Raw genomic sequence first — 25,763 nt, 5'->3', positions numbered from 1 at the left:
GATCCACCTCCCCGATCATAACACGAGTAGCAAGTAAGAAAACATCGTAATCAAAAGCGTGCTGGTAGCGGCGAGGACAAGCGGGCGAATTCCGCGCGCTCGCAGTTCCGAAAACTGAGTTTGAAGACCAATCGCAGCAAGTGCGATCGTCAGCAGCAATGAAGCAAAGAATGACAGCGTTATTTTGACCGCTTGCGAGATCTCTATTGCGCTTGCTAACGCAATGGCCAGGCAGAAACCGATTACAAACCAAGGAATCGGGGTCAATTTTACTGTAGCTGGGGCCGCGGAAGATCGCTTCACGAAAATGCCCAAAGCGAAAATCATCGGGCCCAGCACAAGAACGCGTGCCATCTTTGTGATGACGGCCGCATCCCCTGCCGCTTCTCCACCCTGATATGAAGCGGCAACGACCTGACCGACCTCGTGCACCGAAGCGCCGACCCAAATCCCGTAATGCTCCGGCGTTAGCGCCAAGATCGAAAGGGCGAACGGAAACGACAGCATGCTGACGGTACCGAACAAGGTGATACAAGACACGGCATAGGTGACGTCGGCGTCTGAGGCCTTTGTGACTGTGTTGGCGGCCAGGATCGCGGACGCGCCGCAGATTGATGTTCCAGCTGCGATCAGTTCGGCTAATTTCATATCGACGCAAAGCCTGCGCCCGATCCAGCACGTTACAACGAATGTGATGGTGACGATCGCGATCGTCAGCGCGAGGCGTCCTGTTCCGATGCTTAGAAGCTGAGCCAGCGTAATTTGAAAGCCGAGAAGCACAATGGCGAAACGAAGCAGGGGTCGCGTCGCGAATTGTATTCCATCGCAGGCCCATTGATGCGTACCAATTAAGTTTCTCCAGATTGCCCCCAGGATCACGGCGGTGATCAGCGGGCTTATCGCCGAGATATACGATGCGCTACGGAGCAGATATGCAGCGAGCGCGATCCCGATGGCGAGCAGAAGGCCACGCCATGTGCGCGCGAGCCATTGTTTTGCACCGCCGGCCTGCAATGGTTCGGCCGCGTGGCATTCGTCGGATAACGACTGGCACATGCGCGAGCCGTACTAGGCGGACTTCTGATGCGCTTCGCGCGCGGCCAGCTTAAGGTCGGAAAATATCGGCTCGAGGTTGAACAGCTTGCGAGCGTTTTCACCCAGTATGTTGCGCTTTGCCTGCTCGGATAAGAAAGGGAGGTCGTAGATTACGCTCGGCAGGTCCATGTCCCAATGCGGATAATCAGACGAGTAGAGCAATTGGCTGTCGGCGTTCATCATCTTGAACGTAAGCTCCAGGGCGTCCCGGTTGTCGACCATCTCCATGGGCTGTGTGGTAAAATACATCTGTCGGATGTAGTCGCTTGGCTTGCGCTTGAGCGACGGACACTCTGAGGTTCGCATCATGTATTCGTTGTCGAGCCTCTGCATCAGGAACGGCACCCATGCGAGTCCGCTCTCGATCCAGATCGTCTTCAGCTTCGGAAAGCGCTCCGGCAGGCCGTTCACGATCCAGTTCGTCAGATGGATCATGTTATGGAACGTGAAGCCGAGCGCGTGGACGGCGATGAACTTGTTGGTCGTCTGGAAGAACGACTGGTCATACCAGTTGTAAGCCGCATGGAAGGAAAGCGGCTTGCCCAGCTCTTCCAGCAGCGCGTAGGTCTTCATATACGCATTATGGTAGACTGGCTTGTAGCGCGCTGCCGTAATCATGAACCCGATAACGCCCTTCTTGTGGCCGAATTCCTGCACCGTCTTGTAGGTTGCCTCGGGATCGTTGAACGGCAGATACAGCATCGACTTGATGCGCGGCTCCGAGCTAAGCACATTCTGCGTCAGCCAGCGGTTATAGGCCTGCGCCAGCGCGATTTCGATTTCCACATTGGGATGCAGGCCGAGGAGAAGCATCGGCGTCGGAAAAAGGCAGACGATGTCGACGCCAAGCGCGTCCATCCAGCGCTTGGTCAGATGCACGTCGCGGTGCGGCGGCGCGGCGGGTGTCTTCTCGAGACGGCGCGTGCTGTAACGACCGATGCGCCCGCCCATGTCCTGGAAGCCAGGCTGATTGTTCATCAGCGTCGGGGCACCGGCATAGACGCCGCCCTTGGCCTTCGCAGTGGCCCGCAGGACCGGGTCCTCGATGTACTCAAGAATTTCCGAGAGTGACTCGGTCTCGTAATGGTGGGCGTCGACATCGACGATCAGGAAGTCTTCGTAACGTCGTTTCGTCGCCTGCTGCGCAGCCTTTTTCAACAGGGTGCGGGTATCGAATTCCTCGACCGAAGGATCGCGAAGCCCGGTTGCCAGTATGTTCATCGTTTCCTGCCGATCAAAAGGAGAGCGATCTAGCGGCCGCCCGTCCACGCCTGCCACATGCCAAGTTCAAAGACCTCGATGCCCGTGGACTTCAGCATGCGGCTGATTACGGTCATGACCTCCGTCGCGCTAACAGCGCGTGGGCGCGTGAAGGGAAGTATGTCGGCGCCATCCTCGATTCGCGCTGCGTAGGCGCGAACCGCCATTTCCAGATGAAGCTGCAACTCGCGATCCGAGAGCGTATCGAACGCTGCGCTTTCGACACGATGCTCCCTAAGTGGCGCGATTTGGGTGTCAGAGAACGACATAGATATTCCCCTCACGCTGCCGCACTTCGAACTTTCGCAAACGCAATTTCGGATTTCCGATGCATTCGCCGTTTGTGAGTTTGTACTCGTAACCGTGCCACGGGCAGACGATGTGAATATCGTCTTGTATGAAACGCTGTCCGGCGAGCGTGCGATCCGGCGCGATCACGTCATCGACGCGGGGGGAACGCATTCCTTCGCAAACCGGACCGCCTTGGTGAAGGCACAGATTCTCATAGGCGTAGAAATCTTTGCCGCGGCGAAACACGCCGACCTCCGTCTCTCCTGACGTGACGATGAGCACTGAGTTGTCCGAGAAGTCCGCCGCCCGCCCCACAAGCATTTCCGGCATATCGCTTTATCCTGCTTGTAACTAAGTGAGATCGTATGGTAGACATACGAACAATCTGGAGTCAATTCCCCTCGTGACACAGCGGTCTGCAACGAAATCGGCCGGGTTACCCGAGCGCGGACTCGGGCATTTGTTGCGTGAAATCAGCCGCGCCTTCGATAACGGGATGCAGGGCAGGCTGGCTCGCTATGGCGTAACGCTGAGCCAGTGGCTGCATCTACGAAGCTTGTGGGACAATCCCGGAATGACGTGCTCGGCCATCTCGCGATACCTCGGCGTGGAGAAGGCGTCGTCGACCGCGGTGCTGGATGAATTGGAAAAGCGGGGCTTCATTCAACGGGTCAAAAATACCGAAGATCGCCGGATCGTGAATCTGCAGCTCACGGCGCAAGGCAAGTCGCTGACTCGTAAACTTATTCCCCATGCGGTTGAAATCAATTCGGCCGCGCGCGCCAATGTTGGAGCGAATGATTTTGTCACGTTTCTCCGCGTAGCTGAGACGATGGTGGGGAATCTGAAGGACATAAATCCGAACGTGCTGCGCCCGGCAAGGGTCAGCCGACTGGCCCGAAAGTAGGAGCGCTCGCATGAAGACAACCCTTTTGCTCCGAAACCAGGATATGCCTGGTCTGGTGACCACGGACGAATGCATCGACGTCATCGAAAAGGCGTATATCCAGCACGGCCGCGGCGAGGCGCAAGAGCTGCCGCGCCGACGCATTTACCATCCACGTGAAGATCGGATCGATCACTATTACTGGTTTAACGAAATGGCTGGCGTCGTGCCCGGCATGCATTCGATGGGACTGCGCATCAACTCTGCGACGGTCTCCGTCGAGAAGAAGAGAGGCAATGCGCGGCTTGGCTTTCCCGGCGCGTTCTCGGCGCTGGTATTCGTATTCGATACCGAGACCACGGAGCTGCTCGCGGTGCTACAGGACTTCTACCTTAACCCCATTCGTGTTGCCGCTACCAGCGCGATCGTGACGAAGCGGATGGCGCGCGACAATGCGAAGGTGATGGGCCTGTTCGGGTCCGGCACCCAAGCCCTGCTGCAGGCGGAATGCACGTGCGCGGTGACCGGTATTGAGGAAATCCGCGTCTACAGCACACGCAAAGAACGGCGCGAGCGCGTGGCTAAGCAGATCAACGATCTCGTCGGGGTTCGGGCGGTGGCCGTGGACGATGCACGTGATGCGGTCGCAGGTTGCGATATCGTCACGACCGCGACCAGCTCGAACGAGGCCGTGTTCAAGGGCGCATGGTTGGAGCCGGGCACCCATGTCAACACCATGATCGGCAGCGATTACTTTCTGCCGCGTCGGGAAACCGACGACGAGACCGTGCTGCGGAGCGATCTTATCGTCGTCAATTCGCGGGAGTCGGTAAAGCTCGACAAACAGCCGGAACTGTATCCGCACCTGCGCAAGGGCACCCTGTCGTGGTCGGATATCTACGAGGTCGGCGAACTCCTGATAAAGAAAAACATCCACGGACGCTCGACAGGCCAGCAGATCACCTATCACAACAACAATGTCGGCATGGGCATTCAGTTTGCCGCGATGGGCCGGCTAATCTACGAGCGCGCCAGATCGCGCGGCGTCGGCACCGAAATCGATTCAAGTTTCTTCATGCAATACGACGACGATCTCCGTGCCATCCGTGACTCCGCGTTTCTAGGGAAGAGTCGGAAGGGTGTCGTGGCGTGAGCGTTCATCGAACCGGGGGCGAGAAATTTAACTTCGCCCAGCGTTCACACGCCAAGCCGTTGGCGGGCGTTCGTGTGATCGACGCCGGCAATATGGTCGCGGCGCCTTTTGCATCGGTTTTGCTGGCCGATCTCGGCGCGGATGTCATAAAGATCGAGCATCCGCAGCATGGCGACGGTCAACGCAAGCTCGAGCCGATCTACAACGGCATCCCACTGTGGTGGAAGTCGATATCCCGCAACAAGCGCTGCATTACCCTCGACCTGGGCAAGCCGGCCGGAGCCGAGATATTCAAGGAACTAGTCGTCGGCCGCGATGTGGTCATCGAGAATTATCGACCGGGAACGCTGGAGCGCTGGGGTGTCGGGTACGACGTGATCAAATCGATCCAGCCAAACATTGTGATGCTGCGGATTTCCGGTTTTGGTCAATACGGTCCCTATCGCGATCGTCCAGGCTTTGGCCGCGTGGCCGAAGCCATGAGCGGCCTCACACACTTGATTGGCGATGCGGATGGTCCGCCAATGTCGCCCGGCTATCCCTTGGGAGACCTAATCTCCGGACTATTCGGCGCCTTTTCCGTCATGGTCGCGCTTTATCACCGGGACGCCAAACGCGGCACCGGGCAGATGATCGATCTGGCGCTGTACGAAGCCCTTTTCCGGCTTATGGATTTCGACGCCATCCAATACGACAAGACCGGCGAGATCCACACCCGAACCGGCAATCAGGTTGCTTATGCCGCGCCGAGCTCGACTTACAGGACCAGCGACGACCGATACATCACCATGGCCGCGAGCAATCACAATATCTGGGTGCGGCTGTGTCGCGCGATGGAACGCGAAGACCTGATCGCCAATCCAAAGTTCGCGGAGAATGCCAGCCGTGTTCAGCATAGCAACGAAATCAACGGCATTGTCGCGGACTGGATCGCGGCGCGGCCGCGAGAAGAGGTCGTCAGCCGGTTCAACGAGCATGAAGTGGCGTTCTCGGTCATCTATGACATTAAAGACATATTTGCCGATCCGCACTACGCCGCGCGCGATGCGTTGGTACGGGTGGCCGATCCCGACCTCGTGGCAGCCGTCGTGCAGAACGTGGTGCCGAAATTCTCAGAGACGCCCGGCTCCGTCGATTTTCTCGGTTCTAAGCTTGGTGAACATAACGACGCGGTTTATGGTAAGGAACTGAACTATTCGGAACACAAAATCAACGGGCTCAGGCGCAAAGGTATTATCTAAGGGGATAGCTCGATGAGAATAGTAGCGATTGAGGAGCACTTCAGCATTCCCTCTCTTGCGGCAGAGGTCTCTGGAACCGCCCTACTGTCTCGAGGCGCCCTCCCGCCAGACCGCGCGGCTCGGACAATGGTCGAGGGGTCCAAGTATCTGGCAGATCTTGGTGCTGGGCGTCTCGCAGACATGGACGCGGCGGGAATTACCTTGCAGGTCCTCTCGTGGTCAGGTGCGGGGGCCGACATTCTACCGCCTAAAGAGGCGGTAGAATGGACACGCCGCGTCAATGACGGTCTCGCGAGCTTGATCGCGGAGCGGCCGGAGCGCTATGCGGGGTTCGCCCACCTGCCAGTTAGTAACCCCCAAGCCGCGGCCGATGAGCTCGAGCGGTGCATCCATGACCTCAGATTCGTTGGGGCCATGATCAATGGAACAACGGATGGAAAATTTCTCGATCATCCTGGGTTCGAACCGCTCTTGTCCAGAGCGGAATCGTTAGACGTACCCATCTACATTCATCCGAATTTGCCGCCGGAGACCGTTTACAAGGCTTACTTCGATGGCCTTCCACCCCAGTTGGGCTTTTGCCTGTCTGCCTACGGCTTCGGTTGGCACGCCGAAACAGCGATCCATCTTCTGCGGCTCGTCTTCAGCGGTGCGCTCGAACGACATCGAGGATTGAAGCTCATTATCGGCCATATGGGCGAATTCCTTCCGATGACGCTTGCCCGTACTGACGCAATGTGTAGTAACGAAATCCTCAGAAGAATGTCACGCACACTGACCCGGCAGTTGCGAGACCAAGTTTACGTTACTACCAGCGGCCAATTTACTTTACCACCCCTTCATCTTTTGCTGGACACTTGGGGCATCGACCGTATCCTGTTCAGCGTAGACTACCCATACAACGCCAACCGCGATGGCCGCGCGCTGCTCGACTCCATTCGGCTGGACCGAACAGACGTTGAAAAAATTGCCCATCGGAATGCAGATCGGCTCTTGAAGCTGCGCTTACCTCAAAAAAGTTCGCCACAGGGTGACGATCTTGCCCAAAAGTGAGTCCACTATCCGCTACTTGCTTCGGATAGAGAGGTTGGAGCTCGGAACCAGGAGAGCGCCGTCTCACGGGCCCGCCGCGCTGACGTCGCTGCAGTGGTCAATCCCCCCTTCGGCAGCCGATTAAGATCTTGCAAGCATGTGATAATGACCTTGCCGTCGGCACCCTTGGGGCAAGCTTTTCGAACACACCGGGCTGGCCGTTTTGGCGGCTCGTGCTTTCGCGGCTCGGCAGCTGGGTCGACCATTAGTTGCTGTCTTCAAACAAGGCTGCGAACATCGCCGGCCGCGAACGATGGTCAGCGAGAGCGTCGATCCCGGCCTCGCGGTAGCGTTCGTACCAGCGATAGAACGTGGCCCGTGGGATGCCGAGCTTATCGAGCGTGCGCTTGGCCGACAGGCGCGATTGTTCAACCAGCGCGATGATCTCGGCCTTCTCGGACGCGGGGTATCTCATGTCTCGCCCTCCCCATCCCCGTTCATCTTTTTTTGAGCAGGCGGTTCTCAGGAGTGAGGTCGGCCACGAGTTCCTTCAGCGCTGCGGCCTTCCGACGAAGATCATTGACCTCGCCAGAGGTCGCAGCGCGCGCCGTGTCGCCCGCCAATGCCGGCTTCCAGGAACTCCTTCGACCAGCCGTAATACATCGAGGCGGCAATGCCTTTGCGGCGACACAGCTCGGAAATGTTCTCCTCGCCACGCAGCCCTTCCAGTACGATATGGATTTTCTCTTCAGCCGAGTAGTGCCGGCGCGTCCGACGCCGGATGTCTTTCAGCACTTGTTCTGCCGGCGCTTTGCCCGGCCCAGATTTTTGCTTCATCTTCGCCCCTTGCAGCTACGATGAGCTAGAAATCCTCCGTTCGGAAAGCCCCTTAATTTGTCTCAAGGACGCTGATGCCGGACAGATGCTCTATGCTGGAGATGGCTCACCGTGGAAGGTTCAAGCTCGCCGGTGACATGCGCTCGCAATCAGATATCCCATCGTGCAAAAGGCTATTCGATGTGGCACGGATAACAGCAGCTCAGGGCCTGCCGTCAGTAACGTCATCATGGTCCATGATATCGCTTATAGCTCTCAGTCCGAGCGCCGCAACCCAGCGAGCCGCGTGGGCTCGTGTGAGCTCGGCTTTCTGGAACGAACCGGTACACGGGCTGGAGATAGTGCGCGTAAGCTCTGCACATTCCTTGACATATTCTTACTTATGCCGGAATTTTACACTCAAGCAAAAACTATTGTTACGTGAAACACCATGGAGAAATTAACGACGGTTCGCTCTCGCACGGGTTTGCGCGGCAAAATCGTCGACTATCTGCTCGAGAACCACACCGGCACTCGCGCCAGTCGGACCGACTTGGCCGGACCGGACCGCAACCACAGCTACGGAGATATCTCCGCACGAGTTGCGAGGGTCGCAAACGCGTTACGTTCACTCGGCGTGTCGCCGGTGAACGCGTGCTGTTTAGTCTCGTCGATGACATCGACTTCCCGTCTCTATTTCTCGGAGCGGTGAAGATCGGCGCCGTGGCGGTACCTATTAACACGTATTTGAAGCCCGACGATTATCGCGATTACATCGCCGACAGCCAGGCGGTCGCGGTCATCGCCGATCACACCGTCGCGCCCGTAATTGCAGGCATGCACCGCGACCTGCCGCGCCTGCGTCATGTGTTCTGCGCACGCGGCCGCGTACGTGGGCTCGACCATCGCGACGACACACTCCGCGGAGGCGGACACCCAGGCCGTCAATCCCGACGACATGGCTTTCTGGCTTTATTCGTCAGGCTCGGTTGGCAGCCCGAAGCGTGTGGTGCATACCGGCAACCACATCTACTGGGCGACCAAATGGTTCGGCCGCGGCGCACTCGACATGACCCAAAACGACGTCGTGCTGTCTCCTCCGAAGATCCCGGCCCGATCTCTCCCGACACGGTCTGGGGGCAATGCTTCCGGCACGAGCCGATGGTCATCATGGGCGTGCCGACGCTGTTTGCCGGGCTCCTGCGTCTTGCCGAAAGAAGATCGGACAGGATCGCGTACGCCACGCCTCGCGCAATTTGCGTTTCTGCCTCAGCGGCGGCGAAACCCTGTCCGCCGCCCTGCTCCACCGCTGGAAACAATTTGCGGGAGTCGAAATCCTCGATGGTGTCGGCACCACCGAGATGACTCACATGTGTATCGTCAACCAGCCTGGGCGGTCGGTGCCCTGGCAGTTGCGGAAAGCTGGTCAATGGCTTTCGCGCCGAAATCGTCGATGACAACAACGTACCGGTGAAGCGCGGCGAAATCGGATACCTACGCATGTTCGGTCCGTCCGCGGCGCAGCAATACTGGAACAAGCCGGAGAAGACCGCGGAACTCATGAGCGCGGGCGGTGTGCTCACCGGCGACAAGATGCATCAGGACGAGGACGGCAATTTCCTTCTGGTCGGCCGCTCCGACGACATGCTGCGGGTCGGGCATCTGGGTCTCGCCCGCAGAGGTCGAGAGCGTCATCGCGCAGCACGACGCGGTGCTGGAATGCGCGGTCGTCGGCCATCCCGATGCCGACGAGATGATCAAGCCGAAGGCTCATGTGGTCCCGCGCGAATAGAACGGTTCGACCGCGCTCACCTGGACGAGGCACTGCGCAACCATGTGCGCGAGCGCATTGCGCACATCAAATGCCCGCGCTGGTTCGAAATCGTAGACGAATTGCCGAAGACGAGCACCGGCAAGATTCAGCGCTTCCGGATGCGGCAGCAAGCCGCCGCCAATTGATCGACGCGCCGCCCAAGCGCGGCGGAGCGGTGGCGGCAATCGTTTCGACAATGACAAAACAGCGGACTTGGATTGCTTCGTCGCTTTGCCCCTCGCAATGACGGGTCCGTAATAGGGAAAAAGCACGTGAAATCCATTCTTCTCGGCACGGCCGCTGCTGTCGCCATGACCGCAGCCGCAATGGCACAGGACAAGCCCGTCAAGATCGGATTCGTCAGCACGTTCAGCGGCCCGACTGCGGTGATCGGCAACGACATGCGCAATGCGTTCGAGCTCGCCCTCGATCATCTCGGACGCAAGATCGGCGGTCGACCCGTCGAGGTGATTTACGAGGACGATGGCCAGAAGCCGGATATCGGCCGCCAGAAGAGCGAGAAGCTGGTCCAGTCCGACAAGGTCGACTTCGTGGTCGGCTATATCTGGTCCAATGTCCTGTTGGCATCGCTGAAACCGGTCATCGATTCCGGCACGTTCCTGATCAGCGCCAATGCCGGCCCGTCCCAGGTTGCGGGCGAGCTTTGCTCGCCGTTCTTCTTCACCACTTCCTGGCAGAACGATCAGACCCCGGCCGCCATCGGCGAGTACATGAACCAGAAAGGCATCAAGTCGCTCTACTTGCTGGGCCCGAACTACGCGGCCGGCAAGGATATCCTTGGGGGCGTGAAAAGCGTGTTCAAGGGCAAGATCGCGGGTGAGGACTATACCAAGTGGCCCGATCACCTCGATTTTTCGGCGGAGCTCTCGAAAGTGCGCGCCGCCAAGCCCGACGCGCTGTTCGTGTTCTATCCCGGCGCGGCCGACGTCCAGTTTCTCAACCAGCTCAATCAGGCCGGATTGAGAGGTCAGATCCCGCTCTACACCGCCTTCACGATCGACGCGCTGTCGCTGCCGCGTCAGGGCGATCTCGCGCTCGGCGTTCCCGGTACCCAGCACTGGGTTGCCGATCTTCCGAACGATGCCAACAAGACATTCGTGGCCGACTTCAAGGCGAAGTACAAGGCCTACCCCTCCTTTTATGCCGCGCAGACCTACGACGCCGCCAATCTCATCAACAGCGCCGTGAGCGCGGTCAAGGGCGATACGTCAAAGAAGGATGCGATGCGCCGGGCAGACTATCTTTCGGTGCGCGGGCCTTACCGGTACAACAACAACCACTTCCCGATTCAGGATTTCTATCTGCAGGACGTGGTCAAGGATGCCGACGGGGTGCTGACTCTCAAGACCGCGGCCACGGTGGTGAAGGACGCCCAGGACAACTTCGCCGGCAAGTGCGCCATGAAGTGGTGAAGACTACTTCACCGCATTCAGCGTAATTCCGACCAGTGTGCTCCGCGCCCCGCGCCGCGGAGCAACCTTCTTGTCGGATGACGGGACCGAACGCCGCGCGCGATCTTTCACCAGTCCGAACGCGATCATGCCGAAATAGGTCTCGATCAACTCCTCGATCGCGATCGCTTTCTTCGGGTCGTACCAGCGCGCCAGCCAGTTGCACATGCCGAGGATACCGAACGCGATCATCTTCGGCTCGCCGTATTTTTCGAAATCGCCCTTCTTCTGGCCATCGGCGATCAATTCGGTCCACATCGACTCGTAGGACCGCCAGATCTTGTCCATCTCCTTGCGCACCTCGCGGGCGTCCTCGAGATAGACATCGCGCAGGCTGACGGTCATTTCCAGGCAATGCCGGTCGAAGCGGTGGAGGTGGTTGCGGATCGCACCGTAAAGCTTGTCCTGGAACGATGCCTTGGAGTTGACCACTTCGCGCAGGCCTTCGACCAGGGACTCGCTCTGCGGCCGGATGATGTGCAGCAGGATTTCGGCGCGGTTGTTGAAATAATAATAGATCGCCTCGCGCTTGACGCCGGTCTCCTTGGCGATGTCGTCGAGCGAGGTATTGGCGAAGCCCTGGCGGTCGAAAATCTTCAGCGCGTTCTGCAAAATCGCCTCGCGCCGGAGTTCCGATTTCTTGACCTTCTTGGCGGGCTCGCGGACGGACATACGTTGTTCACCGATGATGCTGAGGGCGCTGCCCCTGCATATCCGATCCGCGGGTCTTGTGCCAGTTCACGCCGGCTCTTCCTCTCCCCGCCAGCGGGGAGAGGAATTGTGCCATCCTAGCGCCTAGTTCGCCTTCACCAGCGAGCAGCCGCCCTTGTCGAGCGGCCGGAAGGCCTGCTCGCCCGGAATTTCCAGCACCTGCTTGTAATAGTCCCACGGGCTCTTCATTTCGCCCGGCGCCTTCACCTCGAAAAGATACATCGAGTGGATCTTGCGGCCGTCGACCCTGATGCGGCCCTTGCCGAACAGTGGATCGTCGGTCTCCGTTTCCTTCATCTTCGCAACGACCTTGTCGCCGCTGGTATCGCCATTCAGCGCCTTGACCGCCTTGAGATAATGAAGGATCGCCGCATAGACCCCCGCCTGCATCTCGTTCGGCATGTTCTTGTTCGGATGCGCGGCCTGAAAGCGCTGCGCGAAGGCGCGCGTCGCGTCATTGGTGTTCCAGTAGAACGGACTGACGGCCAGCAACCCCTGTGCCGAGGCGCCGAGCGCATGCGCGTTGTTGATGATGAAGACGAGGCCGGCCATCTTCTGCGCGCCCTTGTTGAGGCCGAATTCCGCCGCGCCCTTGATCGCGCTCGTGGTGTCGCCGCCCGCATTGGCGAGCGCGATGATCTTGGCCTTGGAGGCCTGCGCCTGCAGCAGGAAGGATGAGAAATCGACGGTGCCGATCGGATGCCGCACGGCGCCGAGAACCTTGCCGCCGTTGGCCTTGACCAGGCCCGATGCGGCCTGTTCGAGATTGTGCCCGAACGCGTAATCGCTGGTCAGGAAATACCAGGAATCGTTGCCGGCTTTCAGCGCCGCCTGCACGAGGCCGTTGGCGAGCGCATAATTGTCGAACGTCCAATGGACATTGTTCGGCGTGCATTTCGATCCGGTGAGGTCGGTCGTCACGCCGCCGGAGATCAGGAACACCTTGTTCTTCTCTCTGGTGATGTCGCTCACCGCGAGCGCAATTCCGGAATTCGGCACGTCGACGATCGCCTCGACGCCATCCACCTCGTACCACTTCCGCGCCATGGTGGCGCCGATATCGGCCTTGTTCTGGTGATCGCCGAACACGATCTCGATCGGCCTGTCGCCGATCTGCTTGCCGAAATCCTCGACTGCCAGCCTTGCCGCCACCACCGAGCCGATGCCCTGAAAATCGGCATAGACGCCGGACATGTCGTTCATGACAGCGATCTTGATCGGCTTGCGGTCCTGAGCCGCCGCCGGTCCTGCGGCCAGTGTTGCGGGCAGCATGATTGCAGACAATAGAATAGCGCTGGCAGAAAATGCCCTCATGGTCGTCTCCCGTGTTGTGCGCGTGAAATCCGCCGTCAGGCGGCGCTCTGCTGCTTCGTCGTCGCCTCGCGCGGAATAAGGACCACATCCGCCTGCGGCATTTCGGCATAGAGCCGTGCCACCAGCGCGGCGCGGCCTTCCAGGACCGCACGCTGATTGATGTAGCCCTTGTCGGTAATCTCGTTGCCGTCGATCGAGGGCGGCGTCGTCATGATGAGGGCGCGCGCAACCTGGCGGCTCGATCCGGGATTGGCCGCGTTGAATGCGCCCAGCGTCTTGCTCAGGTGCGCGTGCAGTTCGGGTCTCGTTGCGAGGTCAGAGAGCGGCGCATCCGGCTCATTGCAGATTGTCCGGCAGCCTTCGAGATTCGGGAAGATCAGAAGCCCGATGTCTTCGCGGTCATGGCCGGTGACCACCGCATCCTGGATCGCCGGCGCGGCTGCACTGATCGCGGACAGCCGCAGGTCGCCGACCTGCACCCAGGTGCCGCTCGACAGCTTGAAATTCTCGGAGACCCGTCCGTCAAAGCGAAGCCCGCGTTCCGGACGCTCCGGATCGATGAAGGCGACCGCATCCCCGAGCTTGAAAAAGCCCTCGCCGTCGAACGCCTTTTCGGTCAGGTCCGGGCGCCGGAAATAGCCGGGCGTGACATTGGCGCCGCGCACCCGCATCTCCAGCTTGCCGCCGTCCGGCACAAGCTTGAGCGTGCATCCCGGTACCGGCAGGCCGACGCCGCCGATATCGGACGCCGGCCAGTGGCAGAAACTCGCGACCGGCCCGGTCTCGGTGGAGCCGAGCGACGAGAGGATCGGCAGCCGCTTGCCGCGATGCTTGATCGCGAGGGCCTCGAGCCGCTGCCACAGATGCGGGGGCAACGCCGCGCCGGCATAGAAGATCACGTCGAGCTTTTCGAAAACGAACCTGCCGAAATCATCGTCGGCTTCCAGCGCCGGCAGCAGCATGTCGTAGCCGCGCGGCACGTTGTAAAGCAGCGTCTGCTGCACCTCGCGCAGGTTCTTCAGCGTGATGTCGAGCTTGCCGGGCGCTGGCTTTCCGGCGTCGATATACATGGTGCCGCCATGGCGCAGCACCTGGTTGAAATTGAAGTTGGTGCCGAAGGTGTGGTTCCAGGGCAGCCAGTCGACCAGCACCGGCGGCGTCCGGGTCAGGAAGATCCAGACCTGATCGACCGCGGTGCCGTTGGCGCACATCATGCGATGGGTGTTGATGACCCCCTTCGGCATACCGGTCGAGCCGGAGGTCAGCAATATCTTTGCGATCGTATCGGGCGTCACGGCGTCGCGCCGCCTTGCGACATCCGGCCCGGCCTTGGCCGCGAGCAGTTCCGCGAACAGAATCGCATCGGGGAAATCCGGATGCGGCGCGTCGGCCACAATCCGAATTCCGGTGCGGTCGATCGCCTTGAGCGCCCGTGCGAACATCGCGAGTGACGGCACGTAGATCAGGCTCGGCTGAAGCTCGGCGATGACATGCTTCAGCTTTGCAAAATTCTCCGACATCAGCGAATAGGCCGGCGAAACCGGGAGAAACGGAATCCCAATCTGCATCGCACCGAGCTTGAGCAGCCCCATGTTCACGCAATTGTCGCAGAGCGCCGCGACCGGGTGCTCGGCATCGTGGCCGTTCTCGATCAGCCATTGCGAAACGGCATCGGCGCGCTGCGCAGCGTGACCAAAACTCAGATGCTGCCAGACGCCTGCCGCATCGCGCTCGACCAGAAACGAGCGCGCCGGATCGGCTTTGGCCCAATGCTGCAGATATTCGCCGACATGACGTGCATGCGCAGCCATGGGAAGCGGGGAACGCAGCACGATTTCGCCATTGTCACGCCGTTCGACGTCGACGGCCGGCGCGGCCAGCGCGATATCGACGAAATCATGCGCGGTCGGCGCGAATGCGGACATCATACCTCCCTGGCGGCGACGGTCTTTGCGCGTACGAAGGCGCGCTGCGTCCATTGTTCTTTGAAGCAAGTCTCCTTCCAAAGAGGGAGGGAGTCAATAATTTTTTACGTTTGCGTAAATTTTTTTTGGTGCCTCGCGACGGTCAACTTGCCGCCAGCCGGATCGCGCCGTCGAGGCGTATGACCTCGCCGTTCAGCATGGTGTTCTCAACGATATGCATGGCCAGCGCAGCGAATTCTGACGGCCGTCCGAGTCGCGAAGGAAATGGAATGGCGGCGGCGAGCGATTGCTGCGCCGCTTCCGGCAGCGCATGCAGCATCGGCGTCTCGAAGATCCCGGGTGCGATCGCGAGAACCCTGATTCCGTGGCGCGCCAGCTCGCGCGCCGCCGGCAGAGTCAACGAAGCCACGCCGCCCTTGGACGACGCATAGGCGGCCTGCCCGACCTGCCCTTCATAGGCTGCGATCGATGCGGTGTTGATGACGATGCCGCGTTCGCCGTCCGGCAGCGAATCGTGTTTCGCCATCTGCGCGCTGACGAGGCGAAGCACGTTGAAGGTGCCGATCAGATTGATCTGGACCACGCGGGCGAAGGCGTCGAGATCCATGGGGCCGTCGCGGCCGAGAATGCGTTTCGCCGGACCCACGCCGGCACAATTGACGCAGACGCGGATCGGGCCGATCGCGTCCTCCGCCGCACGAAGAGCGGAAGCGGTCTGGTCGGCGCTGGTTACTTCACAGGCCGCGGCAAATCCCCCGAGCGCGGCGGCGGCCTCCTCCGCAGCCTTTGCATTGATGTCGAGGATCGCAACTCTCGCGCCCGCCGCATGCAAGGCCTCGGCCGTCGCGCGCCCAAGTCCTGACGCACCACCGGTGACGACAGCGCCTTGTCCTTTGATGTTCATGCTCGACTGCCTCAGATTGTGTCCCGGCTGCGGTGCAGCACGAAGCGCAGCGTAGTGATGCGCCGCTGATCCGGGACCCATTGATATTCCGACTGGGTCCCGGTTCTGCGACGCACCGCATCGCGCTGCGTCGCGCCCGGGACACGACGTCAATCAATTCCGCGTGTCGCGCACCGACACAACGGTGGCCATCGCCGTGTCGCCGGCCGCACAGCCGTGGAATAGGCCATTGCCGCCGCCGCGCAGCACAAGTTCCTCGATCATCTCGATGATCAGGCGAAGACCGGTCGGGCCCTGCGGATGGCCGAATACCAGCGAGCAGCCGAAATTGTTCATGCGCGTGGCATCGACGCCGGTCTCGCGCGCGAACACGATGTCGTTGACGATGAACGGATTGTGCGACTTGAACACGTCGATCCTGTCGATCGTCAGCCCTGCCGCGTCGAGCGCGCGCCGTGCCGCCTTGACCGGCGCCGCCGGCATATAGGCATGCCGTTCGCGCGACTGCCCGAATCCGAGAATGCGGATTTCGATGCCGGGTTCGCGGGTGAATTCGGACACGCGATCCGTGTTGGTCACGATCATCCCGGCATTGCCGTCGGCGGGGTGCGTCTGGCCGCCGAAGGTGACGGTGCCGCCCTCGCGCACCGGCTTGAGCTTCTTCAAGCCTTCAAGCGTGGTGTCGTGGATGCCTTCGTCGCCGGTCAGCGTCGCGGCCTCCTTCCTGAAGCGCTGGTCCGGGACGGCAAATGGCAGCGTCATGAAGCGCTTCAGGAACGCGGCGTCTTCCTTCAACGCATCGCGGTATTGCTCATAGCGGAGCGCGGCGAGATCGTGCTGCTCCTGCGTCGATATCTGCCAGTCTCGCGCGCAGTTTTCCGCGGTGTCGACCATGGCGAAATGTCCGGTCGGCTCGTCGTTGAAATTGTCCAGCATCCAGTTCTCGACGCTCGGCGCGCCGCTCGCGCCGCGCGGATTGGGATGCACGACCACCGGAGAATTCGAGGTGCGATCGCACGTCACGACCAGCGACGCGGAGGCGTCTCCGGCTCCGATTTCACTGGCCGCGGCTGACAACGCCCGCGCCGATGTCGCGCAGGCCTGCGACACCGTCGGTCCGGTAACAAAGGGTGCACCCATCATGGTCATCACCCAGGGCGTTCCCCAGAAGCTTTTCTCCTGCGGCACCGTCATGCCGAGCACGGCATGGTCGAGCGTTTCCAGCGGCCATTCCTTGTCCTTGGCGACCTTGGCCGCGGTCACCGCCGCGAGCTTCATGCTGTGCAGGTCGGACAGACTCATCTGCCAGCGCGAAAACGGCGTCGACCAATAAGCGCCGTAGGGAATGCGCAGATCGGAAAGTGAGGTCATCGCTTCATACTCGCTCGTTCAGTTCAGCCGGTGCCGCCTCAGAAACTCGATCAGCAGATCGCGGCAGCGCTGCGGCTCCTCGATCTGCAGGAAATGCGTGGTGCCGGGAACCATCGCACAATCGACGCCGAATATCTCGTGCGCCGATTTCGCGATCCGTGCCGCGGGACTGGTATGAGGCGAATCCGGGTCGCCGGCGATGATCCGCAGCGGCACGCGAATTTCACCGAGCCGGGGAAACAGCGTCGGGTCGACATTTTTGCGAAATACGTCGGACTCGAAAGCGGGCGGGCAGCACAGCGTCCAGCGACCGTCCGGCAAGCGGCGCAGCGTATGCCGGGCCAGCAGATCCGCGCCTTCCGGCACCCAGCGTCCGAACGATGGACGCCGCCGGAACTGCGCCGCAAGCTGGTCGGGCGAGTCATAGATCTCCTGCCGCCGCATGGCGCGGGCCGCAAGCGAGTCCATATCGGCTTGCTGGATGTCGTGCAGCGGATGCCCGGCGGGCGGCATGATCGGCGGATCGAACAGGCACAGCGCGTCCCAGCGGTCCGGATGGCGCAGAGTGTGTCCGAGCGTCGCGACCGAAGCCAGGGAGTGAACGGCAGCGACGGTGCGCGCCGCGCCGAAGTGGTTGCGGATTCCCTGAAACACCTCTTCGATGTCGGAGAAGAAGTTCTCCCAGCTATGCCCCTCCAGACTATGCAGCGAGTTCTCGCCGTGATTGCGCATGTCGAAGACCACGACGTCGTAGTCTTCCGCCAGCGGCAGCCAGAATGGCACATAGGCATTGATCGCGAGGCCATTGCCGTGGCTCAGCACCAGACGCGTTCGCCCCGCGCGGCCGTAGCGGCGCAGCCGGATCACCGCGCCGTCCGCCATCACGAGATTCACGGCCTCGGCCGGCGGCGGGACGGTGAAAGGCTGAAGCAGCGTCATGCTCACGCCGATGTCTTCGCCTGTACGAATCGGTCGGAGCGGATGTCCTGTTCCAGCGCGCCGAAACGCGTCAGCACGTCGACCGCGGCATCGATCATGAGAGGCGGACCGCAGAGATAGGCCTCGAGCCCGAAAGCATCCCCCACCTGTTCGGCGAGGATGTCGGTCACGAGACCGCGCGCACCTGTCCAGCCGGAGTCCTGCGGCTCGTCGGACAGTACGGGCGTAAACGTGAAATCCGGCAAAAGCGTCCCCAATGCCTCGATCCGGTCCAGGCCATAGAGTTCGTCCTGCGACCGGGCGCCGTAGAACAGCCGGATCGCCCGCCGGTCCTTGGTCGCCGCCGCATGTTCCAGAAGCGACATCACCGGCGCAAGTCCCGTTCCGCCCGCGACGCAAAGCGCGGGCCGCCAGTCGTTACCGGAGAGCCGGAACTGGCCGTAGGGACCCATGAGTTGCAGCGGCTGCCCCGCGGTCAGGTCCGACACGAACGCGCCAATCCTGCCGCCCGGATACACCCGCACGTGGAACTCGATCACGTCGCTTCCGGGGCGGTTGGCCGCCGAATAGGTTCGGTTCGGCGCGATACCCGGCACCACCCATTCGAAGGCCTGCCCGGCATAGTACTCGATCGGCCATGGCGTCTCGACCGTGACGCCGAAGATCGAGGGCGTCAGCCGCTCCACCCGCTGCACCATCGCGTTGACGGCCGCGGGGCGGATCGCCGGCGCGCCGGACTGCAGCGGAATGTCGAGGGTCAGCGCGCTGCGGGGAAAGCACATGCAGGTGAGGATCTTGCCCTGCGACCGATGTGCGTCGGTGAAAATCGCCGGGTCCGCGCCCGGCAGTTCATGCACTTCGCCCGAGACCAGCGACGCCATGCACTCTCCGCATTCGCCGGAGCGGCAATTGTACGAGATCGGCACGCCGTCGGCGATGCAGGCATCCAGCAGCGTCTGCGTCGGCGGACAGGCCAGCGTGTTGCCCTCCGGCAGGAGCTTCACCTGATGAGTGGCGGATGGCTTATCGAGCATGCTGAGACCGGATTGGAGATGTCACCGCCGTCCTAGCCCGCATACATCACGTGCTTGCTCAGATCGCCGCCAATGCTGGCGGTGAACTCGCCGCTGGTGGCGGGCAACGGGACACCCCAGTCCTTCACGATGAAGGCACGCACCTGCTGGTAATAGGTCTCGCGCATGTCCTCGTTCGTCGACGACTTTAACCCCCAGTGGCGATAGCGTTCGTTGGTCCGCGACTTGTCGCCGCCGAACGACGCGAGACCGACCGGCAGCCATTTCTGCACCGACGTCTCCACCTGCGCACGGCCCTCCGGCGTCTTCAGGAGGTCCTTCACCCCGTCCATGCCGAGGCCGACGTGGCCGTATTCCTCATTCAGCGTGTCCTGGCAGGCGATGCGGAACGGCTCGTAGGGCGACTTGATGAAGTGCCGGAACTGGTGTGCGGCGGCGCGGTCGACCAGCGCGAGAAACACCATCTGATCCGCCCAGGTATCGATCGGCACGTCGAAAGTGCTCAGATGCGCCTTGTCCTTGATCACCTCCTGCCAGTCGAGATCGAGATCTTCGAGCAGCTTGCGGAAGCGAAGGTGATGTCCGTATTCCTCCATCACCGTCTTCGCCATGCGCATCTTCATGTCGGCAGACGGCGCACGCAGGATCGACTGCTCGAAGAAATCGGCGCCGACTTCCTCGCTCACGACATGAATGGCGATGACGTTCAGCTGGAGCTTCTTGAACTCGTCGTCCTGCTGGAAGAAAACGTCCGGCGTGACGTTGCCGATGCCGGTCTGGTTCGCATTAAGCTGGATCATCGATCGTCTCCCTGAATGTCCTGAGATGGGGTGGGCGCGTTAAGGAGTCGCGGCGACGCGCTCACTGATAGAAGCTGCGCTGCTTCTCCGAGATGTCGGCGATCACGTTCTTGACCTGCGTGAAGGCGAACATGGTCTCGAACGCATCCTCGCGTCCGAAACCGCTCGCCTTGGTGCCGCCGAACGACGATCCCGACGGGAACAGGTTGTAGCAATTGATCCAGATCCGGCCGGCTTCCACGGCCTGCGCCGTGCGATGCGCGCGGCCCAGATTCTCCGTCCAGATGCCGGCAGCGAGTCCGTAATCCAGCAAATTCACCGCGCCCAGCATCTCGTATTCCGTCGACCAGGTGTGGAACGTCACCACCGGACCGAACACTTCGTCGCGCGCGACCATCATGTCGCTCTCGACCTCGGAGAAGATGGTCGGCTCGATCGCCAGCGCTTTCGGATACTTGTCGAGCTTTGCGCGCTTGCCGCCAGTCACGAGCCTCGCGCCCTCGGCCTTGCCGATGTCGATGTAGTGAAGCACGCTCTCCAGGTGTTCCTCGAACACCATGGTGCCCATGGTGGTGGCCTTGTCGAACGGATCGCCGAAACGCATCTGCGGGATCAGGGAGAGCACCTTCTCCTGCAATTGCTTCGCGATCGAAAAGTGCACGAAGACGCGCGAGCCGGACGTGCAGACCTGTCCCTGGTTCATGAAGGCGCCGAGCATGATGCCTTGCGCGGCGCGGTCGAGGTCGGCATCCGGAAACACGATCTGGGCGTTCTTGCCGCCGAGTTCGAGCGTGAGCTGTTTGGTCGACGGCGCGGCGGCGGCCATTACCGCGCGTCCTGTCGCGGTCGAGCCGGTGAGCGATATCTTGCGGATATCGGGATGCGAAACCATCGAAAGCCCGGCGGTCTCGCCGCCGCCTGTCAGGATGTTGACGACGCCGGGCGGCAGGCATTCCGCGATCAGCTTGGCGACTTCCATCGTCGTCACCGGCGTCGGCTCGGCCGGCTTGTAGATCACGGCATTACCGACCGCGATGGCCGGGGCGATCTTGCCGAGGAACATGTTGATCGGGAAATTCCAGGCCCCGATGATGCCGACGATGCCCAGCGGCTCGCGATAGTCGAAGCTCAGGATATTGCCGGACGACAGGGTGCGGCCTTCGAGCGCACGCGACACGCCGGCGTAGTAGCGCAGGCGATCGACCGCGGTGAGCACATTGGCCTTGCTCTCGCGCCAGGGCTTGCCGGTATTGGCGGTTTCGAGCCAGGCGAAGCGGTCCGCTTCGGCCTGCAGACGGTCGGCAAGTTTCGTGATCGCCTCCGCCCGCTTCTTGGCGCCGGCGCGATGCCATGCGGGCCAGGCCGCCTTGGCCGCCATCACCGCGTCGACCACATCGCGCTCGCTCGCGTCCGGCACCGTGCACAGGAGATCGCCGGTCAGCGGGCTCTTCGCTTCGAGCGTCGCGTTGGACGACGACTGAGCCCAGTCGTTGTTGATGAAAAGGTCGTAGCGATCCTGGATCTGGTAGGACATCGATGGCCTCAAACTGAGAGAAGGTGGACGGCGGCAACAGCGGAGTCGCCGCCAAGAAGGCCGCCTGCCATTTGCGCGAGACCGACCCTGGCACCCGCGACCTGACGCGCGCCGGCGCAGCCGGTCAGCTGCTCGTGAATTTCAACGATCTGCGCGACCCCGGTGGCGCCGACCGGATGGCCGCGACTGGTCAGCCCGCCCGACGTGTTCACCGGAATGCGCCCGCCGATCTGCGTGTCACCGTCCTCGAGCAGCCGGATCGCCTCGCCGCGGCCGCAGAACAACAGATCCTCGATGTCAAACAGCTCTTGCGGCGAGGTCGGGTCGTGCACTTCGGCGACCGCGATGTCGCGCGGGTCGATGCCCGATGATTCATATGCGCCGCGGGCGGCCCGGTGCGTCGCGCTGCCGCCCTCACTGCCGGACGGCAACCCGGACACCACCGACGACGCCGCGATCTCGGACGTGCCGCTGAGTCCGCGCCGCGCCGCAAAGTCCTCGCTCACCAGAATGACACAGGCCGCGCCATCGGAAAGGCCGCCGCACATTGCGCGCGTCAGCGGCTCGACCACCACGCGATCCGCCAGCACGTCCTCTACCGTCACCGGCTTGCGCTCGGCCGCCCGCGCATTCAAGCTCGCATGGGCCCGGTTCTTGACCGCGATCTTGGCAAAATGCTCGCGAGTCACGCTGTATTGCTCCATATATTGCCTGGCGCGACCGGCATTGACATCCACAAAGACCGAGCGGCCGTCCGCTACCGGTGCGTGATCGGTAGCACTTGCGAGGGCCGTGAAGGCGCGCGCCCTGTCTTCATGGGTAAGCTTCTCGGCGCCCAGCACAAGCACACACTCATATTGACCGTAAGCGATCGCGCTCCAGCCGAGATGAATGGCATCCGCTCCGCTGGAGCAGGCATTCTTGATCGTGCGCATCGGAATGCCGGCAACACCTGCCGGCGCCAGCAGCGTTTGCGCGAGAATCGATTCCTGACCGATGATGGTGCCGCCGAAGGCATTGCCGACAAAGGCTGCCGCAATGTCCGAGCGCGCCACGCGCGCCGCCGCCACGGCCTCCACGACTGCTTCCCCGGCGATGTCCGCCAGCGAACGATCCAGATGCCGTCCGAACCGACCGACGGCGCCGCCAGCCACTAGCACGCGATATGGGTGCCGCCTTGTCAAGCCGGCATCCTCACGTCGGCAAAACCTTTCGCCGTCTGGGTGCCGTCGCTCTTGACCGCACTCAGTGTACAGCGGGTCAAAGGGCCGGGTTCGGCCACCTCGGCGCGCAAGATCAATGTATCCTCAGGATAGACCGGGGCCGTGAAGGTCACGTCTAGCAACGTCACCGCATCGTCACCGACCACTCTCGCGAGCAACTGAGCGAATCGTGCCGTGGTCATCGGCCCCTGCTGCAGCACGGTCGGAAAGCCGGCCTTGTGCGCAAAGTCATCATCGACGTGGATCGGGTTCGGGTCTTCGGTCGCTTCGGAAAACAGCGCAACCCGCGCGCGGCCGGCCGGCGCGATCGTCTCTCCGAACAGGATGTCACCTTGTTTCAGCCCGGACATGCGCGCCTCATGATTGCTTGACGAGACGCGTGACCTCGCGCAGGGCCAGTTCGTCGTTCAGCTTGCGATATTCGAGCGAAGTGTCGGCGAACCGGATCGGCCCGCGCTTGCTCTGTTTCTCGGTCACTTTGTCGATTTGTTGCGGTGACGCTCAGTTCGTCATCGAAGGTGACCGGCGCGAACCATTCGTAACGCTGGCCGCCATGAAGCGCCTTCTCGCGCGGGATATCGAGATCCTTGAAGAGATCGACGCCCAGCGTCTCGCCGCGCAGGAAAATCAGATAGGTCAGTGGCACCCTGTCGTCCGCGGCAAGACCGAGCGCAGCCGTGAGCTTGCTCGCCTTGTACCGGTCCGGTCGCAACCTGTATGGCGGGTAGATTCGCCCCTGCAATTCGGCCCGCATCCCTGTTGTCCTCCCACCGCTGTCGTGTGGGGAGTATAGGTGGACGACGGAGCCGGTCAAGGCTTTTTTACACATATGTAAATTAATGGTCGGCACCGTCCGTGAAGCGCGTTACAATGAAAATCCTTTCCTGGAGCGACATATCAGTTCTGGCGGATAATTTGCTCCAGCCAAGACCCGGATCCGTCGAACCCCTGGCAGCGGCTCTCGCTCAGTGATCCCTCTAGTTGTGGAGCCTCAGGAGGCTGTCGTGGGTCAGACCGAGGTTGCTGATGGATGTGTCACCATCATATCTCGCGCTCTGTGCAACGCCTGTATGTCAGCCTGTTCGATCGACGTGATGTCCACAAACCTCATCGTAGGCCGTGTGACAGCTTCTGCGATGGCTCCTGCATCCAATGTGTCGTTCTTATTCAACTTCAGGTACGGCTTAACGAACTGAGCGGGAATAATCCGAACAGTATGTCCACAATCCCGAAGCTGACGCGCAAGCCACTGAGTGCGTATTTCGCAAAAACGGGACAGCGCTGGCGCACAAGCTTCGCGAAGCCATCGCATCCGAGACCAAGGGTGCCAAGCTGTTCGGCGATGTCGAGATTGACGGCGCTTATTTCGGCGGGCATGTACGCCCTGAGGTGGTCCCCGAAATCCGGACGGTCCGCTAAGCTTGGTTTCGGCTGAGAGAGGACGGACCCGATGACGGGGAAGAGGAAGCGGTATTCCGCGGAGTTCAAGGCGAAGGTCGCGCTGGAAGCGATCCGGGGTGAGATGACCGTTGCGCAATTGGCGGCCAGGCACGGCGTCCATCAGACGATGATCAACGCCTGGAAGAAGCAAGCGGTCGAGGGGATGGCCGGGGTGTTTTCCGGGAAGGTCGAGGCCGTCGAGACTGCGAGGGAAAGCGAGATCGACCAGCTCCACGCCAAGATCGGCCAACTGGTCGTGGAACGCGATTTTTTACGACGGGCCTCCGGTCGATGAGCACCGGGCGGAGGCGGGAGATGATCGAGCCGAACCATCCGACGCTGCCGGTCGTGCGGCAGTGCGCCCTCGTCGGCATCGGCCGGTCGACCTACTATGGTGGGCCACGGGTCGAGAAGCCGGAGAACCTGGCGCTGATGCGGGCGATCGACGAGCAGTTCATGGAGACACCGTGGTACGGCTCCCGGCAGATGGCCCGGCATCTTCGCCGTGCCGGTCATGTCGTCGGCCGCAAGCGTGTCCGACGGCTGATGGCGCGGATGGGGCTCGCGGCGGTCTATCAGCGGCCGAGGACGACGGTGCGGCATCCGCAGCACCGCACCTGGCCCTATCTCTTGCGGGTCATGACGGTCGACACGCCCGACCAGGTCTGGTGCGCCGACATCACCTACATCCCCATGCGACGGGGGTTTCTCTACCTCGTCGCCATCGTGGACTGGTACAGCCGGCGGGTTCTGGCCTGGCGGCTTTCCAACACGATGGAAGCGGACTTCTGCATCGAGGCTTTGGAGGAGGCGATGGCCCGGTTCGGCCGCCCGACGATCTTCAACACGGATCAGGGCAGCCAGTTCACCAGCCCCCGCTTCACGGAGGTCCTCATCGAAGCGGGCGTCCGCATCTCCATGGACGGTCGCGGCCGCTGGATGGACAATGTCTTCATCGAGCGCCTCTGGCGGTCTTTGAAGTATGAGTGCATCTACCTCCACGCCTTCGAGACGGGATCGGAAACCCGCTCTGGGATCGGGCGGTGGGTGACCTACTACAATCGTGCATCACAACACCCATCTGTCTATGTGGTTGAAGCGAAGAGGTTTTGCTGATCGGGATGCGATCCCGTGGGGTGCTTTGGATTCTGCCGCGCGCGATGAACGATTGTGCTGCATGCGGCTTTGCCAGTTCTGACCGACTGAATATCCACGGACCATCCGGCAGGGGATGAACGCCCTCGATCTCGCCGGCTTCGGCGGCGACCTGAGGGTCTTGGGTGCGATGCCAAGGAGGCGCGCTGCCCTGTTCAGGTTGAGCCACGGCTCGTTCCCGTCCGGTGCTGACTGGAAGACCGGGATCTTGTGGTGCGACCGATGTGCCGTGACATGCTCGCGTGTCCAGCGATTGCCATGTCCGGTCACCAGGCCGTTGCGGTTGAGAATGCCGGCGATCAAATCATCGCTGGCGATCAGCACCAGTTGTCGGATGGCCGCAATGATGTCGGC

General features: G+C 61.4%; 25 protein-coding genes and 4 pseudogenes. 10 read left to right on the top strand and 19 right to left on the bottom strand.

Going from position 1 to position 25,763, the window contains the following annotated elements:
• Positions 1–15 precede the first annotated feature (15 nt).
• The 4 genes from AB7F49_RS11595 to AB7F49_RS11580 are packed head-to-tail and all read right to left on the bottom strand — an operon-like array spanning position 16 to position 2,976.
• A complete protein-coding gene (locus AB7F49_RS11595; RefSeq protein ID WP_428522432.1) occupies positions 16–1,056 on the bottom strand; it encodes a YeiH family protein in 1,041 nt (346 codons plus the stop codon).
• A 12-nt stretch (positions 1,057–1,068) separates the two neighbouring features.
• Positions 1,069–2,316 carry an amidohydrolase family protein gene (locus tag AB7F49_RS11590; protein ID WP_428522430.1) on the bottom strand — a complete coding sequence of 416 codons (1,248 nt, stop codon included), beginning with the start codon at positions 2,314–2,316 and terminating at the stop codon, positions 1,069–1,071.
• A 29-nt stretch (positions 2,317–2,345) separates the two neighbouring features.
• The gene (locus AB7F49_RS11585; RefSeq protein ID WP_428522428.1) at positions 2,346–2,624 is read right to left on the bottom strand and encodes a hypothetical protein; all 279 of its coding nucleotides are present in this window, start codon (positions 2,622–2,624) and stop codon (positions 2,346–2,348) included.
• The gene (locus AB7F49_RS11580) at positions 2,611–2,976 is read right to left on the bottom strand and encodes a Rieske (2Fe-2S) protein (RefSeq protein ID WP_428522426.1); all 366 of its coding nucleotides are present in this window, start codon (positions 2,974–2,976) and stop codon (positions 2,611–2,613) included. The genes AB7F49_RS11585 and AB7F49_RS11580 overlap by 14 nt, the downstream gene beginning before the upstream one ends.
• A gap of 73 nt (positions 2,977–3,049) precedes the next feature.
• Between AB7F49_RS11580 and AB7F49_RS11575 the strand changes: the two genes are divergently transcribed.
• The 4 genes from AB7F49_RS11575 (at position 3,050) to AB7F49_RS11560 (ending at position 6,979) form a co-directional block, all read left to right on the top strand.
• A complete protein-coding gene (locus AB7F49_RS11575) occupies positions 3,050–3,553 on the top strand; it encodes a MarR family winged helix-turn-helix transcriptional regulator (protein ID WP_428522424.1) in 504 nt (167 codons plus the stop codon).
• A gap of 10 nt (positions 3,554–3,563) precedes the next feature.
• Positions 3,564–4,685: an ornithine cyclodeaminase family protein gene (locus tag AB7F49_RS11570; RefSeq protein ID WP_428522422.1), complete on the top strand. Its 1,122-nt coding sequence runs from the start codon at positions 3,564–3,566 to the stop codon at positions 4,683–4,685.
• Positions 4,682–5,926 carry a CaiB/BaiF CoA transferase family protein gene (locus AB7F49_RS11565; protein ID WP_428522420.1) on the top strand — a complete coding sequence of 415 codons (1,245 nt, stop codon included), beginning with the start codon at positions 4,682–4,684 and terminating at the stop codon, positions 5,924–5,926. Before AB7F49_RS11570 ends, AB7F49_RS11565 begins: the two co-directional genes overlap by 4 nt.
• Before the next feature lie 126 nt (positions 5,927–6,052).
• A complete protein-coding gene (locus tag AB7F49_RS11560) occupies positions 6,053–6,979 on the top strand; it encodes an amidohydrolase family protein (protein WP_428522418.1) in 927 nt (308 codons plus the stop codon).
• A 277-nt stretch (positions 6,980–7,256) separates the two neighbouring features.
• Here AB7F49_RS11560 and AB7F49_RS11555 read toward each other — a convergent pair.
• Both AB7F49_RS11555 and AB7F49_RS11550 read right to left on the bottom strand, forming a co-directional pair.
• A pseudogene (locus tag AB7F49_RS11555) lies at positions 7,257–7,795 on the bottom strand (transposase); the annotation flags it as partial.
• Positions 7,796–8,467: 672 nt separating this feature from the next.
• Entirely contained in the window at positions 8,468–8,680 is a 213-nt protein-coding gene (locus AB7F49_RS11550; protein ID WP_428522416.1) for a hypothetical protein, read from the bottom strand.
• Between AB7F49_RS11550 and AB7F49_RS11545 the strand changes: the two are divergent.
• The 4 genes and pseudogenes from AB7F49_RS11545 to AB7F49_RS11530 form a co-directional block, all read left to right on the top strand.
• Positions 8,640–8,813, top strand: a pseudogene (locus AB7F49_RS11545) (AMP-binding protein); the annotation flags it as partial. The gene AB7F49_RS11550 and the pseudogene AB7F49_RS11545 overlap by 41 nt on opposite strands.
• A gap of 103 nt (positions 8,814–8,916) precedes the next feature.
• Positions 8,917–9,231, top strand: coding sequence for an AMP-binding protein (locus AB7F49_RS11540; RefSeq protein WP_428522414.1), 315 nt, complete (start codon positions 8,917–8,919; stop codon positions 9,229–9,231).
• 43 nt (positions 9,232–9,274) lie between these two features.
• Positions 9,275–9,733 (top strand): AMP-binding enzyme, encoded by a 459-nt coding sequence (locus AB7F49_RS11535; protein ID WP_428522412.1) that lies wholly within the window; start codon positions 9,275–9,277, stop codon positions 9,731–9,733.
• Positions 9,734–9,898: 165 nt separating this feature from the next.
• Positions 9,899–11,020, top strand: a complete 1,122-nt coding sequence (locus tag AB7F49_RS11530; RefSeq protein ID WP_428522518.1) for an ABC transporter substrate-binding protein — start codon at positions 9,899–9,901, stop codon at positions 11,018–11,020.
• Positions 11,021–11,023: 3 nt separating this feature from the next.
• Here the strand turns inward: AB7F49_RS11530 and AB7F49_RS11525 are convergent, their stop codons facing one another.
• From AB7F49_RS11525 to AB7F49_RS11465, 13 genes and pseudogenes are all read right to left on the bottom strand, one after another.
• The gene (locus AB7F49_RS11525) at positions 11,024–11,731 is read right to left on the bottom strand and encodes a TetR/AcrR family transcriptional regulator (protein WP_428522410.1); all 708 of its coding nucleotides are present in this window, start codon (positions 11,729–11,731) and stop codon (positions 11,024–11,026) included.
• Positions 11,732–11,854: 123 nt separating this feature from the next.
• Positions 11,855–13,084 carry an ABC transporter substrate-binding protein gene (locus tag AB7F49_RS11520; RefSeq protein WP_428522408.1) on the bottom strand — a complete coding sequence of 410 codons (1,230 nt, stop codon included), beginning with the start codon at positions 13,082–13,084 and terminating at the stop codon, positions 11,855–11,857.
• A 35-nt stretch (positions 13,085–13,119) separates the two neighbouring features.
• A complete protein-coding gene (locus AB7F49_RS11515) occupies positions 13,120–15,009 on the bottom strand; it encodes a feruloyl-CoA synthase (protein WP_428522406.1) in 1,890 nt (629 codons plus the stop codon).
• Between the two features lie 142 nt (positions 15,010–15,151).
• A complete protein-coding gene (locus AB7F49_RS11510) occupies positions 15,152–15,913 on the bottom strand; it encodes an SDR family NAD(P)-dependent oxidoreductase (RefSeq protein ID WP_428522404.1) in 762 nt (253 codons plus the stop codon).
• A gap of 153 nt (positions 15,914–16,066) precedes the next feature.
• Positions 16,067–17,284, bottom strand: coding sequence for a thiolase family protein (locus tag AB7F49_RS11505; protein ID WP_428522402.1), 1,218 nt, complete (start codon positions 17,282–17,284; stop codon positions 16,067–16,069).
• An 18-nt stretch (positions 17,285–17,302) separates the two neighbouring features.
• A complete protein-coding gene (locus tag AB7F49_RS11500) occupies positions 17,303–18,223 on the bottom strand; it encodes an alpha/beta fold hydrolase (RefSeq protein ID WP_428522517.1) in 921 nt (306 codons plus the stop codon).
• A 2-nt stretch (positions 18,224–18,225) separates the two neighbouring features.
• Complete coding sequence (locus AB7F49_RS11495) at positions 18,226–19,257, bottom strand: 2Fe-2S iron-sulfur cluster-binding protein (protein WP_428522400.1); 1,032 nt, start codon at positions 19,255–19,257, stop codon at positions 18,226–18,228.
• A 32-nt stretch (positions 19,258–19,289) separates the two neighbouring features.
• On the bottom strand, positions 19,290–20,057 hold the full coding sequence (locus AB7F49_RS11490) for a Phenylacetic acid catabolic protein (RefSeq protein WP_428522398.1): 768 nt from the start codon (positions 20,055–20,057) through the stop codon (positions 19,290–19,292).
• 61 nt (positions 20,058–20,118) lie between these two features.
• Complete coding sequence (locus AB7F49_RS11485) at positions 20,119–21,591, bottom strand: aldehyde dehydrogenase family protein (RefSeq protein ID WP_428522396.1); 1,473 nt, start codon at positions 21,589–21,591, stop codon at positions 20,119–20,121.
• Between the two features lie 8 nt (positions 21,592–21,599).
• Entirely contained in the window at positions 21,600–22,775 is a 1,176-nt protein-coding gene (locus AB7F49_RS11480) for a thiolase family protein (protein ID WP_428522394.1), read from the bottom strand.
• Entirely contained in the window at positions 22,772–23,164 is a 393-nt protein-coding gene (locus AB7F49_RS11475) for a MaoC family dehydratase (RefSeq protein ID WP_428522392.1), read from the bottom strand. The genes AB7F49_RS11480 and AB7F49_RS11475 overlap by 4 nt, the downstream gene beginning before the upstream one ends.
• Positions 23,152–23,568, bottom strand: a complete 417-nt coding sequence (locus AB7F49_RS11470; RefSeq protein WP_428522390.1) for an FAS1-like dehydratase domain-containing protein — start codon at positions 23,566–23,568, stop codon at positions 23,152–23,154. Before AB7F49_RS11470 ends, AB7F49_RS11475 begins: the two co-directional genes overlap by 13 nt.
• A 282-nt stretch (positions 23,569–23,850) precedes the next feature.
• Positions 23,851–24,042 (bottom strand): annotated as a pseudogene (locus AB7F49_RS11465) (IS110 family transposase); the annotation flags it as partial.
• Between the two features lie 38 nt (positions 24,043–24,080).
• Between AB7F49_RS11465 and AB7F49_RS11460 the strand changes: the two are divergent.
• Positions 24,081–24,200: pseudogene (locus tag AB7F49_RS11460) on the top strand (IS1595 family transposase); the annotation flags it as partial.
• A 64-nt stretch (positions 24,201–24,264) separates the two neighbouring features.
• Positions 24,265–25,370, top strand: a protein-coding gene (locus tag AB7F49_RS11455) for an IS3 family transposase (RefSeq protein WP_428522388.1) whose coding sequence is annotated in 2 segments (ribosomal slippage) — positions 24,265–24,520 and positions 24,520–25,370 — 1,107 coding nt in all. Because the reading frame shifts where the segments join, the coding sequence is not laid out codon by codon here.
• Positions 25,371–25,763: the final 393 nt, after the last annotated feature.

Origin of the sequence: Pseudorhodoplanes sp. (assembly GCF_050250235.1) — a bacterium.
In the GTDB taxonomy this organism is placed as follows: Bacteria; Pseudomonadota; Alphaproteobacteria; order Rhizobiales; family Xanthobacteraceae; genus Pseudorhodoplanes.
This window is presented reverse-complemented; position numbering and strand designations above follow the sequence as displayed.

Bases quoted from the DNA above. Each gene is read 5' to 3' on its own strand.
- AB7F49_RS11470 (WP_428522390.1), bottom strand. From the start codon at position 23,568: ATGCGGGCCGAATTGCAGGGGCGAATCTACCCGCCATACAGGTTGCGA.
- AB7F49_RS11490 (WP_428522398.1), bottom strand. From the start codon at position 20,057: ATGATCCAGCTTAATGCGAACCAGACCGGCATCGGCAACGTCACGCCG.
- AB7F49_RS11540 (WP_428522414.1), top strand. From the start codon at position 8,917: ATGCTTCCGGCACGAGCCGATGGTCATCATGGGCGTGCCGACGCTGTT.
- AB7F49_RS11510 (WP_428522404.1), bottom strand. From the start codon at position 15,913: ATGAACATCAAAGGACAAGGCGCTGTCGTCACCGGTGGTGCGTCAGGA.
- AB7F49_RS11485 (WP_428522396.1), bottom strand. From the start codon at position 21,591: ATGTCCTACCAGATCCAGGATCGCTACGACCTTTTCATCAACAACGAC.
- AB7F49_RS11475 (WP_428522392.1), bottom strand. From the start codon at position 23,164: ATGTCCGGGCTGAAACAAGGTGACATCCTGTTCGGAGAGACGATCGCG.
- AB7F49_RS11505 (WP_428522402.1), bottom strand. From the start codon at position 17,284: ATGACCTCACTTTCCGATCTGCGCATTCCCTACGGCGCTTATTGGTCG.
- AB7F49_RS11590 (WP_428522430.1), bottom strand. From the start codon at position 2,316: ATGAACATACTGGCAACCGGGCTTCGCGATCCTTCGGTCGAGGAATTC.
- AB7F49_RS11550 (WP_428522416.1), bottom strand. From the start codon at position 8,680: ATGGTCGAGCCCACGTACGCGGCCGCGTGCGCAGAACACATGACGCAG.
- AB7F49_RS11585 (WP_428522428.1), bottom strand. From the start codon at position 2,624: ATGTCGTTCTCTGACACCCAAATCGCGCCACTTAGGGAGCATCGTGTC.
- AB7F49_RS11500 (WP_428522517.1), bottom strand. From the start codon at position 18,223: ATGACGCTGCTTCAGCCTTTCACCGTCCCGCCGCCGGCCGAGGCCGTG.
- AB7F49_RS11570 (WP_428522422.1), top strand. From the start codon at position 3,564: ATGAAGACAACCCTTTTGCTCCGAAACCAGGATATGCCTGGTCTGGTG.
- AB7F49_RS11495 (WP_428522400.1), bottom strand. From the start codon at position 19,257: ATGCTCGATAAGCCATCCGCCACTCATCAGGTGAAGCTCCTGCCGGAG.
- AB7F49_RS11530 (WP_428522518.1), top strand. From the start codon at position 9,899: ATGACCGCAGCCGCAATGGCACAGGACAAGCCCGTCAAGATCGGATTC.
- AB7F49_RS11560 (WP_428522418.1), top strand. From the start codon at position 6,053: ATGGTCGAGGGGTCCAAGTATCTGGCAGATCTTGGTGCTGGGCGTCTC.
- AB7F49_RS11525 (WP_428522410.1), bottom strand. From the start codon at position 11,731: ATGTCCGTCCGCGAGCCCGCCAAGAAGGTCAAGAAATCGGAACTCCGG.
- AB7F49_RS11580 (WP_428522426.1), bottom strand. From the start codon at position 2,976: ATGCCGGAAATGCTTGTGGGGCGGGCGGCGGACTTCTCGGACAACTCA.
- AB7F49_RS11535 (WP_428522412.1), top strand. From the start codon at position 9,275: ATGTTCGGTCCGTCCGCGGCGCAGCAATACTGGAACAAGCCGGAGAAG.
- AB7F49_RS11520 (WP_428522408.1), bottom strand. From the start codon at position 13,084: ATGAGGGCATTTTCTGCCAGCGCTATTCTATTGTCTGCAATCATGCTG.
- AB7F49_RS11515 (WP_428522406.1), bottom strand. From the start codon at position 15,009: ATGTCCGCATTCGCGCCGACCGCGCATGATTTCGTCGATATCGCGCTG.
- AB7F49_RS11595 (WP_428522432.1), bottom strand. From the start codon at position 1,056: ATGTGCCAGTCGTTATCCGACGAATGCCACGCGGCCGAACCATTGCAG.